Here is a 15,242-nt window from a genome sequence, read left to right on the forward strand (position 1 = left end):
CTCAAGGAACGGACGCTTCCTTTGTACTCACCCTCTCGGGCTTTCCTCCGGGCGCTTCCCTTCGGTCTTGCGTTTCCAACTCTACCAGATCCATTCGGACCCGATTCCCTGTTGGTGGGATTCGCCGCAAGGCTTCGGCTTTCGCCTGTCGGCCTTTCGACATTCACTACGTTAGCCGACTCCCCCGCCAACTCATAATCGAGTCCTGCGAGTTCCGAATTCAGGCATGTAAGCACGCCGAATTGGCCCCCAGCGAAGGGGAGTCGTAGGTAGTGGTTTGGCCGCTTCCGGCTGCAGGCGATCGCCGTACCCGGTTCAAGCGGCTCGGGCTACGTTACGCGCCTGCCGAGGGCGAGTCAACTTCGGCGGCGCCTGGGCACATGGGCCCGATACGGGCTCACCGTCGGGTCGTTGGCGATCCAGAAGCGCCAGGGATGAACGCCACCGTCGCCGGCCACTCCGGTGCGCGGGCCGTTGCTCACCTGGTCGGGGGGCACGGGGGTGCCGGACAGGACACGCAGGGGTGTGTCCCCGGCGGCGCACGCGTCCGTGCCGTCCACCGCGCGGTCCACGCCCAGGGCCGTGGCCAGGCGAGCCGGTCCTTTGGCCAGTTCCTTGTCGTTTCGGGCCGAGAGCCGACGTTTGCGGGCCAGCTCGGCGCCTTCGACGATCTCGCCGGCGCGCAGGAGGACGGCGCTCGACTCCCCCTCTGGACCGCACACCAGGTTCATGCAGAACCACATGCCGTAGGTGAAGTAGACGTACACATGCCCGGGCGGACCGAACATCACGCCGTTGCGGGCCGTGCGGCCGCGATAAGCGTGGGAGCCGGGGTCGTTCTGGCCGTCGTAGGCCTCGACCTCCGTGAGGCGCAGGCAGATCGGACCGTCCGAGGTGGTGCGTACGAGGATGCGGCCCAGGAGGTCGGGGGCGACCTCCAGTACGGGTCGGTCGAAGAACTCTCTGGGCAGGGGCGTACGGTCGGGGGTCGCGATCATGCCGTCCGAGGGTAGTGCAGACGCGTGCATGCGATGGGGTGGTCAGGGGGCGTTCGCCTTGCCAGGGTGAGAGGCCGGAACCGGGTGCGGTCGGATCGCGTTTGTATGGATCAAGGACCCGCGCGCGTGAAGCGCCGGAAGCGCAAGAAGCAGGACGACGGAACCGATGGAACAGGTGGTGCCCTAGGGGCCGCCTGGAGAGGGAGAGACATGGCGTTCAAGAAGCTGCTCGCGAGCCTGGGGGCCGGCGGGGCTTCGGTGGAGACGGTGCTGACCGAGGTCAACGTCGTTCCGGGTGGTGTCGTCCAGGGCGAGGTGCGGATCCAGGGCGGGTCGGTCGACCAGCAGATCGAGGCACTGTCGGTCGGGTTGCAGGCCAAGGTCGAGGTCGAGAGCGGCGACCAGGAGTACAAGCAGGACATCGAGTTCACGAAGCAGCGGCTCGGCGGTGCCTTCGAGCTGAAGGCGCAGGCCGTGCACGTCGTTCCCTTCGGGCTGGAGATCCCGTGGGAGACGCCGATCACGATGATCGACGGGCGTGCCCTGCCCTCGATGCACATCGGCGTGACCACGGAGCTGGAGATCGCGCGTGCGGTGGACTCCGGTGACCTGGACCCGGTCAACGTGCACCCGCTGCCGGCGCAGAAGGCGATCCTGGACGCCTTCATCCAGTTGGGCTTCCGCTTCAAGAACGCGGACATGGAGCGCGGTCTCATCCGGGGTACGCGGCAGAAGCTGCCGTTCTACCAGGAGATCGAGTTCCTGCCGCCGCAGCAGTACCGGGGTCTGAACCAGGTCGAGTTGAGCTTCGTCGCCGACCAGAACGCGATGGACGTCGTCCTGGAGATGGACAAGAAGCCGGGCCTCTTCAGCGAGAGCAGCGACACGTTCCGCTCGTTCCAGGTGGGTCTGAACGACTACCAGGGAACGGACTGGGTCGCGTACCTCAACCAGTGGCTGTCCGAGGTCGGCAGCAAGCGCAACTGGTTCTAGGCTCGGAACCACTGACTCCAGAACCGATTCAGGAGGTACCGAGGTGACCGAGCTCAAGCGGCGGCCGCTCCCCCATGACTTCCATCCGCCCGTCCCGTCGTTCACGGTGACGAGCGAGGACGTCGAGGAGGGTGCGACGCTCAAGGACGCTCAGGTCTACGCGGCCGGCAACACCTCGCCGCAGCTGCGGTGGGAGGGCTTTCCGCCTGAGACCAAGAGCTTCGCCGTGACCTGCTACGACCCCGATGCCCCTACGGGCAGCGGCTTCTGGCACTGGGTCGTGTTCGACCTACCGGCCTCGGTCACAGAGTTGCCGGCGGGCGCGGGCAGCGGCAAGTTCGAAGGGCTGCCGGAGGGCGCCGTGCAGGTGCGCAACGACTACGGGTCGAAGGACTTCGGTGGTGCCGCGCCGCCGCCCGGGGACGGGCCGCACCGGTACGTGTTCACCGTGTATGCCGTGGACCAGGAGAAGCTGGGTCCGGACGCGGATGCCACTCCCGCCTTCGTGGGCTTCAATCTGCGGTTCCACGCGATCGCGCGTGCGCAGCTGATCGGTGAGTACGAGGTGCCCGCCGAAGCCTGACGTTCATGGAACGTTTGCCCGCCCCTGGTCTTGGAAGTGATCAGGGGCGGGCACTTTTTATTTCGTTGTCCATCTCGGCGTGCCCGGCCAGAGTTGATCCCAGTCCGCCGAGGGGTGGGCGGGTGCGCACGGGAGGTGGGCTGGTCATGCGGGACACGCTGGTACTGAACGCGAGCTTCGAGCCGCTGTCGACGGTGACGTTGAACCGAGCCGTCGTTCTGGTGCTTCAGGACAAGGCCGTTGTGGAGCAGTCCCACCCCGAACTGCGCATGCGCGGAGCCGCGGTCGACATACCGGCGCCCCGGGTGATCAGGCTGTGCAGGTACGTACGGGTGCCCTTCCGAAGACAAGCCCCATGGTCGAGGCGGGGTGTCCTGGTGCGGGACCGGCACAGGTGCGCGTACTGCGGCAGGCGGGCGACGACCGTGGACCACGTGGTGCCGCGGTCGCAGGGGGGTCAGGACACCTGGCTGAACACGGTGGCCTCATGTGCGCAGGACAACCACCGCAAGGCGAACCGGACTCCGGAGGAGGCGGGTATGCCGCTGTTGCGGCTGCCGTTCGAGCCGAGTCCGGCGGACGCGATGCTGCTGTCGCTGGGCAACGAGGACTTCGGGGCGCTGCCGGAGTGGCTGGCTCAGCCGGCGGCCTAGGCCGCACCCTTTCGTAGAGCTGGGGCCCGCCTCCGTCGGGAGGTGGGCCCCAGTCTCGTACGTCAGTTGTCAGTCGATCGACGGCTTCTCGCGGCGCTCCGTACCCGAGCCGCCGCCGTTGCCGGAGTTGCCTCCGCCGCCCGAATCGCCGCCGAAGGGGCCGAAGTTGCCCATGGCGCCGGACAGGCCCTTGAGGGCGTCGCCGATTTCGCTGGGGACGATCCAGAGCTTGTTGGCGTCGCCTTCGGCGATCTTCGGGAGCATCTGGAGGTACTGGTAGGAGAGAAGCTTCTGGTCCGCGTCACCGGCGTGGATCGCCTCGAAGACCGTACGGACGGCCTGGGCCTCGCCCTCGGCGCGCAGGGCGGCAGCCTTGGCCTCGCCCTCGGCGCGCAGGATCTGGGACTGCTTCTCGCCTTCGGCGGTGAGGATGGCGGCCTGCCGCGTACCTTCGGCGGTGAGGATCGCGGCGCGCTTGTCGCGGTCGGCGCGCATCTGCTTCTCCATCGAGTCCTGGATGGAGGTCGGGGGCTCGATGGCCTTCAGTTCCACGCGGTTGACGCGGATGCCCCACTTGCCGGTGGCCTCGTCGAGGACGCCGCGCAGGGCCGCGTTGATCTCCTCGCGGGAGGTCAGGGTCCGCTCCAGGTCCATGCCGCCGATGATGTTGCGGAGCGTGGTGACGGTGAGCTGCTCGATCGCCTGGATGTAGCTGGCGACCTCGTAGGTCGCGGCCCGGGCGTCGGTCACCTGGTAGTAGATGACGGTGTCGATGTTGACGACCAGGTTGTCCTGGGTGATCACCGGCTGGGGCGGGAACGGCACGACCTGTTCACGCAGGTCGATGCGGTTGCGGATGGTGTCGATGAACGGGACGACGATGTTGAGGCCCGCGTTGAGCGTCCGCGTGTAGCGGCCGAAGCGCTCCACGATGGCGGCGCTCGCCTGCGGGATGACCTGGATCGTCTTGATGAGGGCGATGAAGACCAACACCACCAAGATGATCAAGACGATGATGACCGGTTCCATCGTGCTCCCCGTGCCCTTCTCTGCCTCGGCGCTTTCGGAAGATCTTATGTCTGTTGAAGATCTTGCTGGTCGAGTGTGACAGACCGTCGTGTGCCTCGTGGGGCGTTCGGTTCAGTTACGTCATGCCCGCGTCCTGCGAGGTCACATGACGATCGCCGTTGCGCCCTCGATCTCCACGACGTCCACTTCCTCGCCCACTTCGTAGGCGCGGTCGGTGGCGAGGGAGCGGGCGGACCAGACCTCCCCGGCGAGCTTGATGCGGCCGCCGGCGCCGTCGACGCGCTCCAGCACTACGGCCTGTCTGCCCTTCAACGCGTCCACGCCGGTGGCGAGTTGGGGTCGCTGTGTGCGGTGCCGGGCGGCGATGGGCCGCACGACGGCGATCAGGGCGACCGATACGGCGGCGAAGACGAGTACTTGGACGGTGACGCCCCCGCCGACTCCGGCGGTGACCGCCGCGGCAGCAGCGCCCACGGCGAGCATGCCGAACTCCGGCATCGCGGTCACCACGAGCGGGATTCCGAGCGCCACCGCGCCGACGAGCCACCACACCCATGCATCGATGTCGTTCACATGGTCATGGTAGGTCCGGGACACCTGCCACCAACAGGGCGCCGGAGCGTCGGAACACCCTTATTGCCCGGGGAGTTCGGAGGATCAGGCCATCGGGAGGCCCTGAGCGGTCCAGCGCTCGCCGACCTGTTCGACGACGAGCGGAAGGCCGAAGCAGAGCGAGAGGTTGCGAGAGGTGAGTTCGAGCTCCAGCGGTCCGGCGGCGAGGACCTTGCCCTGGCGGATCATGAGGACGTGGGTGAAGCCGGGGGCGATCTCCTCGACATGGTGGGTGACCATGAGCATCGAGGGGGCGATCGGGTCGCGCGCGAGGCGGCCGAGACGGCGTACGAGGTCCTCGCGGCCGCCGAGGTCGAGGCCGGCGGCGGGCTCGTCGAGAAGCAGCAGCTCGGGGTCGGTCATCAGGGCGCGGGCGATCAGGGTGCGCTTGCGCTCGCCCTCGGAGAGCGTGCCGAACTTGCGCTCCAGGTAGTCGCTCATGCCGAGGCGGTCGAGGAAGGCGCGGGCGCGCTGCTCGTCGATCTCCTCGTACTCCTCCTGCCAGCCGGCGGTCATGCCGTACGCGGCGGTCAGCACGGTCTGCAGGACGGTCTGGCGCTTGGGCAGCTTGTCGGCCATGGCGATGCCGGCCATGCCGATGCGCGGGCGCAGCTCGAAGACGTCGGTGCCGGGCGTGCCCAGGGTCTCGCCGAGGATCGTGGCGGTGCCCTTGCTGGGGTAGAGGTAGCTGGACGCGACGTTCAGGAGGGTGGTCTTGCCGGCGCCGTTCGGGCCGAGGATGACCCAGCGCTCGCCCTCCTTCACCGACCAGGAGACCTGGTCCACCAGAGCCCGGCCCTCGCGGACCACGGATACGTCCTGAAGCTCCAGAACATCGCTCATGAGCGCGTTGTCTCCCCTTGCAGTGTGGCCGGTCTCGGCTGTCGCGTTCGCCTGTGGCGCGGTCCGCCGCGCCGGTGGGCGCAGCCCTCGAAGAAATCTACGCCACCGGTCGCCCGCTCCATTCCATCGGTCCGGTCCTTAGGGTGGAGGCATGCTTTCGGAACCACGATCTGGACGTCTTGCCGCTTGGGGAAATGCCCTGTTGGCCGGACTTGTCTCACCGGACGACGCCGTACTCGCCATTGTCGGCGAGGACGCGGTGCACCGGGTGGAGGGGCTGCCGGGTGAGTCGGCGCCCGTTGGTCTCACGCTGGCGCTGGGGCGGCTGCGGTCGCTCGGCGTGACGGGGCTGCGGGTCGCGCTGCCCGCGCCCGGGCATCCGCTGGGGCTGAGCGGACCGCCGGATTTCAACGCGCGGGCGTTGGAGGCCGAGGAGGCGGTGATCTGTTACGGCGCCGCGCTCGGGTTGGTGCCGGAGGTGTACGCGGCCGGACCCGACGGCGATGTCCATGTCGAGGTCGTGTGGCACTGCCTGGCCGTGCGGGAGGCGCCGCCCGCCGATGTGCCGTCGCTCGGGGAGGCCGAGCGGGAGCTGGCGGAGGCGCTGCGGGATGCGACCGAGGTGCTGACGCGGCTGGATGTGGCCGGGTCGGGGCCGGTGGCCGAGGCTGCGATCAGTGCGTATCGGGCGCGGGCCGAGCGGGGCCGGGAGGTGCTGGCGCCGGGGTATCCGCCGCGGGCGGTGCGGGTGCTGGAGCTGGCGCAGCGGGTGGGGTTGCTGGTTGATCTGGCGTACGAGAACGGTCCCGGGGGTGCGGTGAGCGCGTCCGAGATGGCGGCGCGGGGGGTTGCGCTGCGGCCGGTGGAGCGGACGGCCCGGCGGGCGACCGTGGCGGCGTACAACGCGTATGTGGAGGAGCGGGAGCGGGGCGTTCGCTGAGCGTCGGCCGCGCTGGTGACCGGCGCGGGCTGGACGGTGACATACGAAAGCCCCGCGCGTCGTCGTCGACTCGCGGGGCTTCTCGTCGGTGGGCGACGTCAGTCGTTCACGCCCTGGTTGCCGAACGCCGGGTTCAGCAGAGCGATGAAGTTGGCGGTGTTGCCGACCACGTTCACCGGGATGTGCACCGGGACCTGGACGACGTTGCCCGAACCGACGCCCGGCGACGCCGCGGCCACGGCGTCGCCTCCCCCGCGTCGGCGACAGCGGCGCCGGCGGAGGCGCCGGCGGCGATACCTGCGACGGTCAGGGCCACGGCAGCCTTCTTGGCGATGTTCATGAGCAGCGTTCCTCCTGCGTTTGCGTGTCCGACCCGGCCGCGGGTCGTGCGCTGATCAACGCCGGAGAGCTCCGGAACGGCACGGGATTTCAAGGCAACGGCCCGTTCGGATCATTCGCACCAAAAGCTGACCGGCCTCCCGGGGGAACCCCCGGGAGGCCGAAGTCATGACCTGCTCGGCGACTGGCGTCAGTGGTTGACGCCCAGGTTGCCGAAGGCGGGGTTCAGCACACCGATGACGTTCACGCTGTTGCCGACCGCGTTCACCGGGACGTGCACCGGAGCCTGAACGAGGTTGCCCGAGGCGACGCCCGGCGAGCCCACGGCCTTGCCGTCGGCGATCGCACCGTCGGTGGCGGAGGCCATACCGGCACCGGCGGCGATCAGTCCGCCGGCCACCATCGTCACGGCCGCTGCCTTCTTCAGGTTCTTCACTTCTGAGCCCTCCCTAGCGATTGCCGCGGCAGTCGCCGCAGCACGCACTGGAGAACGGCGGAGATCCGCAAAGGATGCGCCATCCGGGGGACATTCCCACGACGGTATGAATCTCAGTCCGGAGCGGAACGCTCCACATTGTCATCTGAACAGTATTTCAGCCGGCCACACCATGGCGTACGGCCCACAGGGCGGCCTGTGTGCGGTCCGCCAGGTCGAGCTTCATCAGGATGTTGGAGACATGCGTCTTGACGGTCTTCTCGGAGAGCACCAGTGCGCGGGCGATCTCCCGGTTGGAGCGGCCGTCCGCTATCAGCCCGAGTACCTCGCGCTCCCGCTCGGTGAGCGAACCGCCTCTTCCCTGGCCGGAGTTGTTCTCGTCCTGGGACAACAGCGCGCCCGCGACCTCGGGTTGGAGCAGGATGTGTCCCGCGTGGACGGAGCGGATCGCGCCGGCCAGGGCTTCGGGGTCGACGTCCTTGTAGACGTACCCCGCGGCGCCCGCGCGCAGGGCCGGGACGACCGTGCGCTGTTCGGTGAAGCTGGTGACGATCAGCACGCGCGCGGGGTTGTTCAGTTCGCGGAGTTTGCGCAGCGCGTCGACGCCGTCCATGCCCGGCATCTTGACGTCCATGAGGACGACGTCGGGTTTCAGCTCCTCGGCGCGGGCGACGCCTTCGGCGCCGTCGGCCGCCTCGCCCACGACCTCGATGTCGTCCTGCACTTCGAGGAACGTGCGCAGGCCCCGGCGGACCACTTGGTGGTCGTCGACGAGCAGCACCTTGATTGCGTCAGCCACCGGGGACCTCCAGCTCGATCGTCGTGCCCTTGCCGGGCGCCGATTCCACGGTCAGTGCGCCGCCGACCCCACTCGCCCGGTCCCGCATGGAGACCAGGCCCAGGTGGCGTCCCGCACGGCGTATCCCCTGCGGGTCGAAGCCGCCGCCGTCGTCCGTCACCCGCAGGACGGCTCCGCCGCCGCGCCGGTCCAGGGTCACGTCGACGTGCTCGGCGCCCGAGTGCCGCAGGGCATTGTGCAGGGCCTCCTGGGCGACGCGCAGCACGGCCTCCTCCTGGGCGGCGGGCAGGGCGCGCACACCGCGGCCGACGAAGGTCACGCGCGCGGCGTGGGCGCGGTCCAGGACCTGGATGTGGGTGCGGAGGGTCGCGACCAGGCCGTCCTCGTCCAGTGCCGCGGGGCGCAGCTCGACGACCGCCGCGCGCAGTTCGTCGGCGGCCTCCGCGGCGAGTACGGCCACTTGTTGCAGCTCGCCCTTGGCGCGGGACGGGTCCCGGTCGACCAGGGCGGCGGCGGCCTGGGCGGTCAGGCGCAGTGAGAACAGTTTCTGGCTGACCGCGTCGTGCAGTTCGTGGGCGAGCCGGGAGCGTTCCTCGGCGATCGTGAGCTCGCGGCTGCGTTCGTACAGGCGGGCGTTGGTGAGGGCGATCGCGGCGTGCTGGGCGAGGATCGACAGGAGCTCCTCGTCCTCCTCGGTGAAGCCGCAACTGCCTTCTGGCTTCGGACAGTTCTTGTTGGCGAGGAACAGTGCGCCGATGACCTCGTCGCCGTCGCGGATCGGCAGGCCCAGGAAGTCGGACATGTCGGGGTGGGCGGACGGCCAGCCCTCGAAGCGGGGGTCCTTGCGCACGTCGGCGAGGCGCTCGGGCCTGGCCTCGCGCAGCATCGCGGCGAGGATGCCGTGCTGGCGCGGGAGGGGCCCGATGGCCTTCCACTGGGCGTCGCTGACGCCGTCGACCACGAACTGGGCGAAGCCGCCGTGGTCGTCGGGCACTCCCAGGGCGGCGTACTGCGCGTCGAGCAGCTCGCGGGCCGAGGCGACGATCGTCTTGAGGACGTCGCGCACCTCGAGGTGCCTGCTCATGGCCAGCAGCGCGGAGCTCACCGCGGCGAGGCCGGACCGGGGGCCTTGACTCATGCCCTCACGGTACCGGCGGGGTGTGACAGTCCGTATCCGACCTGTGGTGGCCGCCTCCTACGCCGGGAGACCTAGGGCGAAGGGCCTCGCGGCTTGCGGCCCGCGTCCGAGGCGGCGACCGCGGCCCGGTTCCTACGTTGGGGGCACGCCGATCAGGAGGCGTCGAGGACGAGGGGACGTGTGTCATGCCGGTAGCGATCATCACGGGGGCCTCGAAGGGACTGGGACGGGCGCTGGCCGACGCGCTGGCCGCCCGGGGCTGGGATCTGGTGCTCGACGCCAGAGGCGCCCAGGCCCTCACGGAGGCGGCGCAGGCCGTCTCCAGGCACGGGACGCGGGTGACGGCCCTGCCCGGGGACGTCACGGACGCCGGGCACCGGAGCGAGCTGGTGGCGGCCGCGTGGAAGTTCGGCGGGGTCGACCTGTTGGTGAACAACGCGAGCGCGCTGGGCGCCGAGCCGCTGGTACGGCTGGAGAAGCTGCCCCTGGACGGGCTGCGGCGGGTACTGGAGGTCAACGTGGTCGCCGCGTTGGGGCTCGTCCAGGAGGCGCTGCCGCTGTTGCGGGCCTCCGAGGCGGGAACGGTGATCGGGGTCAGCTCGGACGCGGCTGCCGAGGCGTACGAGACGTGGGGCGGCTACGGGGCGTCCAAGGCGGCCCTGGACCATCTCGCGGCGGTGCTGAGCGAGGAGGAACCCGGGCTGCGGGTGTGGGCGGTCGACCCCGGCGACATGGCGACGGACCTGTACGCGGCCGCCGTACCGGAGGACAGGGATCCGCGGCCGGAGCCGGCCGGTGTGGTGCCGGCGTTCCTGCGGCTGCTGGACGAGCGGCCCGTGAGCGGGCGCTACGGGGCCCCCGCTCTGCTGGAGGAGCGATGACGCTGGCGGTACATGTCCCGGAGGAGCTGTCGGCGCGGGTGCCGGTCGAGCAGCGGGGGCCGGGGCTCGACCGGGATGCCGTACGGCTGCTCGTGTCGCGGGGGACCGAGGTGTCGCACCACGCGTTCGTGGAGCTGCCCCGGCTGCTGCGGGCCGGGGACGTGCTCGTCGTGAACACCTCGCCCACGCTGGCCGCCGCCGTCGACGGGCGGATCGGGCACGCGCGCGTGGTGGTGCACTTCTCCACCCGCGGGGACGACGGGCGGTGGGCGGTCGAGCTGCGGGATCCCGACGAGAAGGGCACCACGCGCCCGCGTAAAACAGGCTGGGCGCGAAGCGCTCCTTGGAAGGGTGGTGGCGGGCGACGGGCGGGCGGGCCGGCGGGGACGGAGGTGAGGCTGCCAGGGGGTGGGCGGCTGGTCCTGGAGGAGCCGGTGAGCGCGCACAGTCGACGGTTGTGGTGGGCGCGGGTGGCGGGGGCGGAGATCCTCGGTCTGCTGCGGGAGCGCGGGCGGCCCATTCGTTACTCCTATACGGAGCGGGACCAGCCGTTGTCCGTGTACCAGACGGTGTTCGCGCTGCCGTCGCCCGACAGTGCGGGCAGTGCGGAGATGCCGAGTGCGGCGCGGCCCTTCACCGCGCGGCTGGTGGCGGAGCTGGTGAGCCGGGGGGTGCAGTTCGCGCCGGTCACGCTGCACACCGGGGTGGCTTCGGCTCAGGCGCACGAGCCGCCGTACCCGGAACGGTTCGCGGTGCCCGAGGCCTCGGCGCGGCTGATCAACGCGGTGAAGGCGGGGGACGGCAGGGTCGTGGCCGTGGGGACGACCGCCGTGCGGGCCGTGGAGTCGGCCGCCGGGCCCGACGGGGTCGTACGCGCGCGTGCGGGGTGGACCGGTCTCGTGGTGACTCCGGAGCGCGGGGTGCGGGTGGTGGACGGACTGCTGACGGGGCTGCACGAGCCCGAGGCGTCGCATCTGCTGATGCTGGAGGCGGTCGCGGGGCGGGCGGCGATCGACCGCGGTTATGAGGAGGCGCTGCGGGGGCGGTACCTGTGGCACGAGTTCGGGGACGTGCACCTCGTCCTTCCGGAGGAGAGGCCTCACGCAGAGCATTGCGCCAGCAACTGTTGGTGAGACCGCTGTGCCGCCGATGTGAGCCCGCACATAGGGCGCAGATCACGTACTAGGTGAAATAGGAGACAAAGGCCTCCCGCGTGAACGGGGCAGACGTTCTGGTCTGTCCCGTTTTGCCCTCCCCTGATCCACTACCCGGCTTCGTACGTCACACCTTTGCCTGGGCATTTTGCGGCCGCTAAGAATGGCACCCGTCGCTCAGCGCCGTGGGTTCCGCCCGCGGCGTTTGTGCCGGAAGCACCCCGGTCCGACACCGGACGTTGAGCGACCTCCGCGCTATTCGAAGAGGTCCATCCGCATGCCCCTGAACATCAAGTCTCGAAATCGTGCCCTGACCCGTACGCACCGGATCGCGATCGCCGGCGCCGCCACGCTCGGCGCTGCCGCCATCGTGTTCACGACGGTTCCCGGCGGGCAGACGACCACCTCCGAGGCCGCCGCCGCCCCGGCGCGCGTGGCCTACAGCTCCGAGCAGCTCAACGGCCTGCAGTCGGGTGTCACCGAGCAGCTCGCCGGCGACAGCCTGCAGGGCAAGGCCGCCGCGGCGAAGGAGAAGGCCGCGGCGGAAGCCGAGGCCAAGGCGAAGGCCGACGCCGCAGCCAAGAAGAAGGCCGCAGAGGCCGCCGCGAAGAAGAAGGCCGCGGAAGCCGCCGCCAAGAAGAAGGCCGAGCAGGCGCGCAAGGCGAATGAGGCCGCCAGCCGGTCCGCCAAGCGCGCCGCGGTCAAGCCCGTCGCGGCGAAGACCTACGCCAACAACCTGGACGGCTGGATCAGGGAGTCCCTGGACATCATGAAGTCCAAGGGCATCCCGGGCTCGTACAACGGCCTGCACCGCAACATCCTCCGGGAGTCCTCGGGCAACCCGAACGCGATCAACAACTGGGACATCAACGCCATCAACGGCATCCCGTCGAAGGGGCTGCTGCAGGTCATCCCGCCGACCTTCGAGGCGTACCACGTCCCGGGCACGTCCTGGAACATCTACGACCCGGTCGCCAACATCACCGCCGCCGCCAACTATGCGGCCGACAAGTACGGCTCGATGGACAACGTCAACGGCGCGTACTGAGGCCGCGCGGACCTCTCCTACGCCGAAGGGCGGCACCCCGGTCGGGGTGCCGCCCTTCACCGTCGTACGACAGTGATCACTTGCGCATGACCTCGGGCTCGTGGCGGCGCAGGAAGCGGGCCACGAAGAAGCCGCAGATCACTCCGAGGATGATCAGGGCGGCCATGTCCATGCCCCAGGCGCCGACCGTGTGCTCCCACAGCGGGTCGATGTCGCCGCCCTCCTTGGGCGGGCTGATCTTGTTGAAGTCCAGCGTGGCGCCCGCGGCGGCGACCGCCCAGCGGGACGGCATCAGGTACGAGAACTCGTTGACGCCGACGGCGCCGTTCAGGGTGAACAGGCAGCCGGTGAACACGACCTGGATGATCGCGAACATGACCAGCAGCGGCATGGTCTTCTCGGCCGTCTTCACCAGCGACGAGATGACCAGGCCGAACATCATCGAGGCGAAGCCCAGCGCCATGATCGGGATGGAGAGTTCGATCATGGTGGAGCTGCCGAGGATCAGGCCCTGCTCGGGGATCTCCCGGCTGGCGAACCCGATGACGCCGACCAGCAGGCCCTGGAACACGGTGATCACGCCGAGCACGAACACCTTGGACATCAGGTACGCCGACCGGGACAGGCCGGTGGCGCGCTCCCGCTCGTAGATGACCCGTTCCTTGATCAGCTCACGCACGGAGTTCGCGGCGCCCGCGAAGCAGGCGCCGACCGCGAGGATGAGCAGGACCGTGGTGGCCGTGCCGTTCGGGATGATCCGGCCGGTCTTCGGATTGGCCGGGTTGGGCAGCAGGCTGTTGCCGGAGTCGATGAGCAGGCTCACCGCGCCCAGGACGGCCGGCAGGATCACCATCAGCGCCAGGAAGCCCTTGTCGGAGACGATCACCGACGTATAGCGGCGCACGAGTGTGACGAACTGGGACATCCAGCCCTGGGGCTTCGGCGGCTTCATCGCCTGCATCGGCGGCATCTGTACGGACTGTGGTGCGACGGCGTCGATGTCCGCGGCGTACATCTGGTAGTGCTGCGAGCCCCTCCAGCGGCCCGCCCAGTCGTAGTCGCGGTAGTTCTCGAAGGCGGAGAAGACGTCGGCCCAGGTGTCGTAGCCGAAGAAGTTCAGCGCCTCCTCCGGCGGACCGAAGTAGGCGACGCTGCCGCCGGGTGCCATCACCAGGAGCTTGTCGCAGATCGCCAGTTCGGCCACGGAGTGCGTGACGACGAGGACCGTACGGCCGTCGTCGGCGAGGCCGCGCAGCAGTTGCATGACGTCGCGGTCCATGCCCGGGTCGAGGCCGGAGGTCGGCTCGTCCAGGAAGATCAGCGACGGCTTGGTGAGCAGTTCCAGGGCCACGGAGACGCGCTTGCGCTGGCCGCCGGAGAGGGAGGTGACCTTCTTCTCCTTGTGGATGTCCAGCTTGAGCTCGCGCAGCACCTCGTCGATGCGCTGGTCGCGCTCCTGTGTGCTGGTGTCCGCGGGGAAGCGCAGCTTGGCCGCGTACTTGAGGGCCTTCTTGACGGTCAGTTCCTTGTGCAGGATGTCGTCCTGCGGGACCAGACCGATGCGCTGGCGCAGCTCGGCGAACTGCTTGTACAGGTTCCGGTTGTCGTAGAGGACGTCGCCCTGGTTGGCGGGGCGGTAACCCGTCAGCGCCTTGAGCAGGGTCGACTTGCCGGAGCCGGACGGGCCGATGACCGCGATCAGCGACTTCTCCGGGACGCCGAAGGAGACGTCCTTGAGGATCTGCTTGCCGCCGTCGACCGTGACGGTCAGATGGCGGGCCGAGAAGGAGACCTCACCGGTGTCGACGAACTCCTCGAGGCGGTCGCCGACCAGGCGGAACGTGGAGTGGCCGACGCCGACGATGTCGTTCGGGCCCAGCAGTTGCGTGCCGCCCTTGGTGATGGGCTGGCCGTTGACGTACGTGCCGTTGTGCGAGCCCAGGTCGCGGATCTCGTAGCGGCCGTCGGGTGTGGCGTGGAACTCCGCGTGGTTGCGGGAGACCTGGAGGTCGGAGACCACCAGGTCGTTCTCCAGGGCGCGGCCGATGCGCATGACGCGGCCGAGCGAGAACTGGTGGAACGTGGTCGGGCTGCGGTCGCCGTAGACCGGCGGCGCCCCCGCGCCACCACCGGGGCCCTGCTGCTGCGGGATCTGCGGCGCGGCCTGCTGCGGCTGCTGCCAGCCGTCCTGCGGGGCCTGCGGCTGCGGTGCCTGTGGTGCCGCCGCCCAGCCGGGATTCGCGCCCTGCGCCGCGTACGGCTGCTGCTGGGGCTGGACCTGCGGCGACGCCACGGCGGCCGCGGATCCGGAGAGGCTGAGCAGCGGACCGTCGGTCGCGTTGCCCAGGTGCACGGCCGAGCCCGGGCCGATCTCCAGCTGATGGATCCGCTGCCCCTGCACGAACGTGCCGTTGGTGCTGCCGTGGTCTTCGATGACCCAACTGCGGCCGCTCCAGCTGATCGTGGCGTGACGCCAGGAGACCCTGGCATCGTCGAGCACCACGTCCCCCTGCGGATCACGGCCGAGGGTGTATGGCCTGGACGGGTCGAGCGTCCAGGTCCGTCCATTCAATTCCAGTACGAGTTCCGGCACTCCATGCCCCACTGAGTAGTCCCCCGAATTACCCCCAACACAGGGAGTCTAGGGATGTCGAACATCGTCGGGAACTATTTCAGGCTCGGCCCCCTGACCGAAAGTCGGGCCTTGTGAAGACGGCGTACGCCCGCTTCGGCCGTTTCCGTTGACGGGGTTGAAACCGGACCGGAGAGTGGTAATCCACGCGAGGGGGACATGCG

The 15,242-nt window shown here is 69.4% G+C and carries 15 protein-coding genes and 1 pseudogene; 7 read left to right on the plus strand and 9 right to left on the minus strand.

Translation table 11 applies throughout. The features are described from left to right. Positions 1 to 356 precede the first annotated feature (356 nt). Positions 357 to 998, minus strand: coding sequence for a DNA-3-methyladenine glycosylase (locus AC5P09_RS32180; RefSeq protein ID WP_493877257.1), 642 nt, complete (start codon positions 996 to 998; stop codon positions 357 to 359). 210 nt (positions 999 to 1,208) lie between these two features. On the opposite strand from AC5P09_RS32180, the gene AC5P09_RS32185 reads away from it, so the two are divergent. The 3 genes from AC5P09_RS32185 to AC5P09_RS32195 all read left to right on the plus strand — a co-directional run bounded on the left by AC5P09_RS32185 (position 1,209) and on the right by AC5P09_RS32195 (position 3,227). Continuing rightward, a complete protein-coding gene (locus tag AC5P09_RS32185; protein ID WP_266442020.1) occupies positions 1,209 to 1,991 on the plus strand; it encodes a sporulation protein in 783 nt (260 codons plus the stop codon). Positions 1,992 to 2,034: 43 nt separating this feature from the next. Further along, a complete protein-coding gene (locus tag AC5P09_RS32190) occupies positions 2,035 to 2,574 on the plus strand; it encodes a YbhB/YbcL family Raf kinase inhibitor-like protein (protein ID WP_493877258.1) in 540 nt (179 codons plus the stop codon). A 146-nt stretch (positions 2,575 to 2,720) separates the two neighbouring features. Further along, a complete protein-coding gene (locus tag AC5P09_RS32195; RefSeq protein WP_307673806.1) occupies positions 2,721 to 3,227 on the plus strand; it encodes an HNH endonuclease in 507 nt (168 codons plus the stop codon). 69 nt (positions 3,228 to 3,296) lie between these two features. On the opposite strand, the gene AC5P09_RS32200 is transcribed toward AC5P09_RS32195, so the two are convergent. The 3 genes from AC5P09_RS32200 to AC5P09_RS32210 form a co-directional block, all read right to left on the minus strand. Then, positions 3,297 to 4,256 carry an SPFH domain-containing protein gene (locus tag AC5P09_RS32200; protein WP_266442014.1) on the minus strand — a complete coding sequence of 320 codons (960 nt, stop codon included), beginning with the start codon at positions 4,254 to 4,256 and terminating at the stop codon, positions 3,297 to 3,299. 141 nt (positions 4,257 to 4,397) lie between these two features. Then, positions 4,398 to 4,829 (minus strand): NfeD family protein, encoded by a 432-nt coding sequence (locus AC5P09_RS32205; protein ID WP_307673807.1) that lies wholly within the window; start codon positions 4,827 to 4,829, stop codon positions 4,398 to 4,400. Positions 4,830 to 4,913: 84 nt separating this feature from the next. After that, positions 4,914 to 5,711: an ABC transporter ATP-binding protein gene (locus tag AC5P09_RS32210; RefSeq protein ID WP_053755163.1), complete on the minus strand. Its 798-nt coding sequence runs from the start codon at positions 5,709 to 5,711 to the stop codon at positions 4,914 to 4,916. A gap of 151 nt (positions 5,712 to 5,862) precedes the next feature. Between AC5P09_RS32210 and AC5P09_RS32215 the strand changes: the two genes are divergently transcribed. Then, on the plus strand, positions 5,863 to 6,651 hold the full coding sequence (locus tag AC5P09_RS32215) for an Rv1486c family protein (RefSeq protein WP_493877259.1): 789 nt from the start codon (positions 5,863 to 5,865) through the stop codon (positions 6,649 to 6,651). A 98-nt stretch (positions 6,652 to 6,749) separates the two neighbouring features. Here the strand turns inward: AC5P09_RS32215 and AC5P09_RS32220 are convergent. The 4 genes and pseudogenes from AC5P09_RS32220 to AC5P09_RS32235 form a co-directional block, all read right to left on the minus strand. Next, positions 6,750 to 6,991 (minus strand): annotated as a pseudogene (locus tag AC5P09_RS32220) (chaplin). 189 nt (positions 6,992 to 7,180) lie between these two features. Then, on the minus strand, positions 7,181 to 7,426 hold the full coding sequence (chpE, locus tag AC5P09_RS32225) for a chaplin ChpE (protein WP_266442001.1): 246 nt from the start codon (positions 7,424 to 7,426) through the stop codon (positions 7,181 to 7,183). 157 nt (positions 7,427 to 7,583) lie between these two features. Beyond that, positions 7,584 to 8,225 carry a response regulator gene (locus AC5P09_RS32230; RefSeq protein WP_493877260.1) on the minus strand — a complete coding sequence of 214 codons (642 nt, stop codon included), beginning with the start codon at positions 8,223 to 8,225 and terminating at the stop codon, positions 7,584 to 7,586. Then, on the minus strand, positions 8,218 to 9,363 hold the full coding sequence (locus AC5P09_RS32235; RefSeq protein ID WP_493877261.1) for a GAF domain-containing sensor histidine kinase: 1,146 nt from the start codon (positions 9,361 to 9,363) through the stop codon (positions 8,218 to 8,220). The genes AC5P09_RS32230 and AC5P09_RS32235 overlap by 8 nt, the downstream gene beginning before the upstream one ends. Before the next feature lie 185 nt (positions 9,364 to 9,548). On the opposite strand from AC5P09_RS32235, the gene AC5P09_RS32240 reads away from it, so the two are divergent. The 3 genes from AC5P09_RS32240 to AC5P09_RS32250 all read left to right on the plus strand — a co-directional run bounded on the left by AC5P09_RS32240 (position 9,549) and on the right by AC5P09_RS32250 (position 12,446). Beyond that, positions 9,549 to 10,244, plus strand: a complete 696-nt coding sequence (locus AC5P09_RS32240; RefSeq protein WP_493877262.1) for an SDR family NAD(P)-dependent oxidoreductase — start codon at positions 9,549 to 9,551, stop codon at positions 10,242 to 10,244. After that, positions 10,241 to 11,377: an S-adenosylmethionine:tRNA ribosyltransferase-isomerase gene (locus AC5P09_RS32245; protein WP_493877263.1), complete on the plus strand. Its 1,137-nt coding sequence runs from the start codon at positions 10,241 to 10,243 to the stop codon at positions 11,375 to 11,377. Before AC5P09_RS32240 ends, AC5P09_RS32245 begins: the two co-directional genes overlap by 4 nt. 298 nt (positions 11,378 to 11,675) lie before the next feature. Next, the gene (locus tag AC5P09_RS32250; RefSeq protein ID WP_493877264.1) at positions 11,676 to 12,446 is read left to right on the plus strand and encodes a transglycosylase SLT domain-containing protein; all 771 of its coding nucleotides are present in this window, start codon (positions 11,676 to 11,678) and stop codon (positions 12,444 to 12,446) included. Positions 12,447 to 12,522: 76 nt separating this feature from the next. On the opposite strand, the gene AC5P09_RS32255 is transcribed toward AC5P09_RS32250, so the two are convergent. After that, positions 12,523 to 15,039, minus strand: coding sequence for an ABC transporter ATP-binding protein/permease (locus tag AC5P09_RS32255; protein WP_493877265.1), 2,517 nt, complete (start codon positions 15,037 to 15,039; stop codon positions 12,523 to 12,525). Between the last annotated feature and the right edge of the window lie 203 nt (positions 15,040 to 15,242).

The organism is Streptomyces sp. a15 (genome assembly GCF_059026085.1).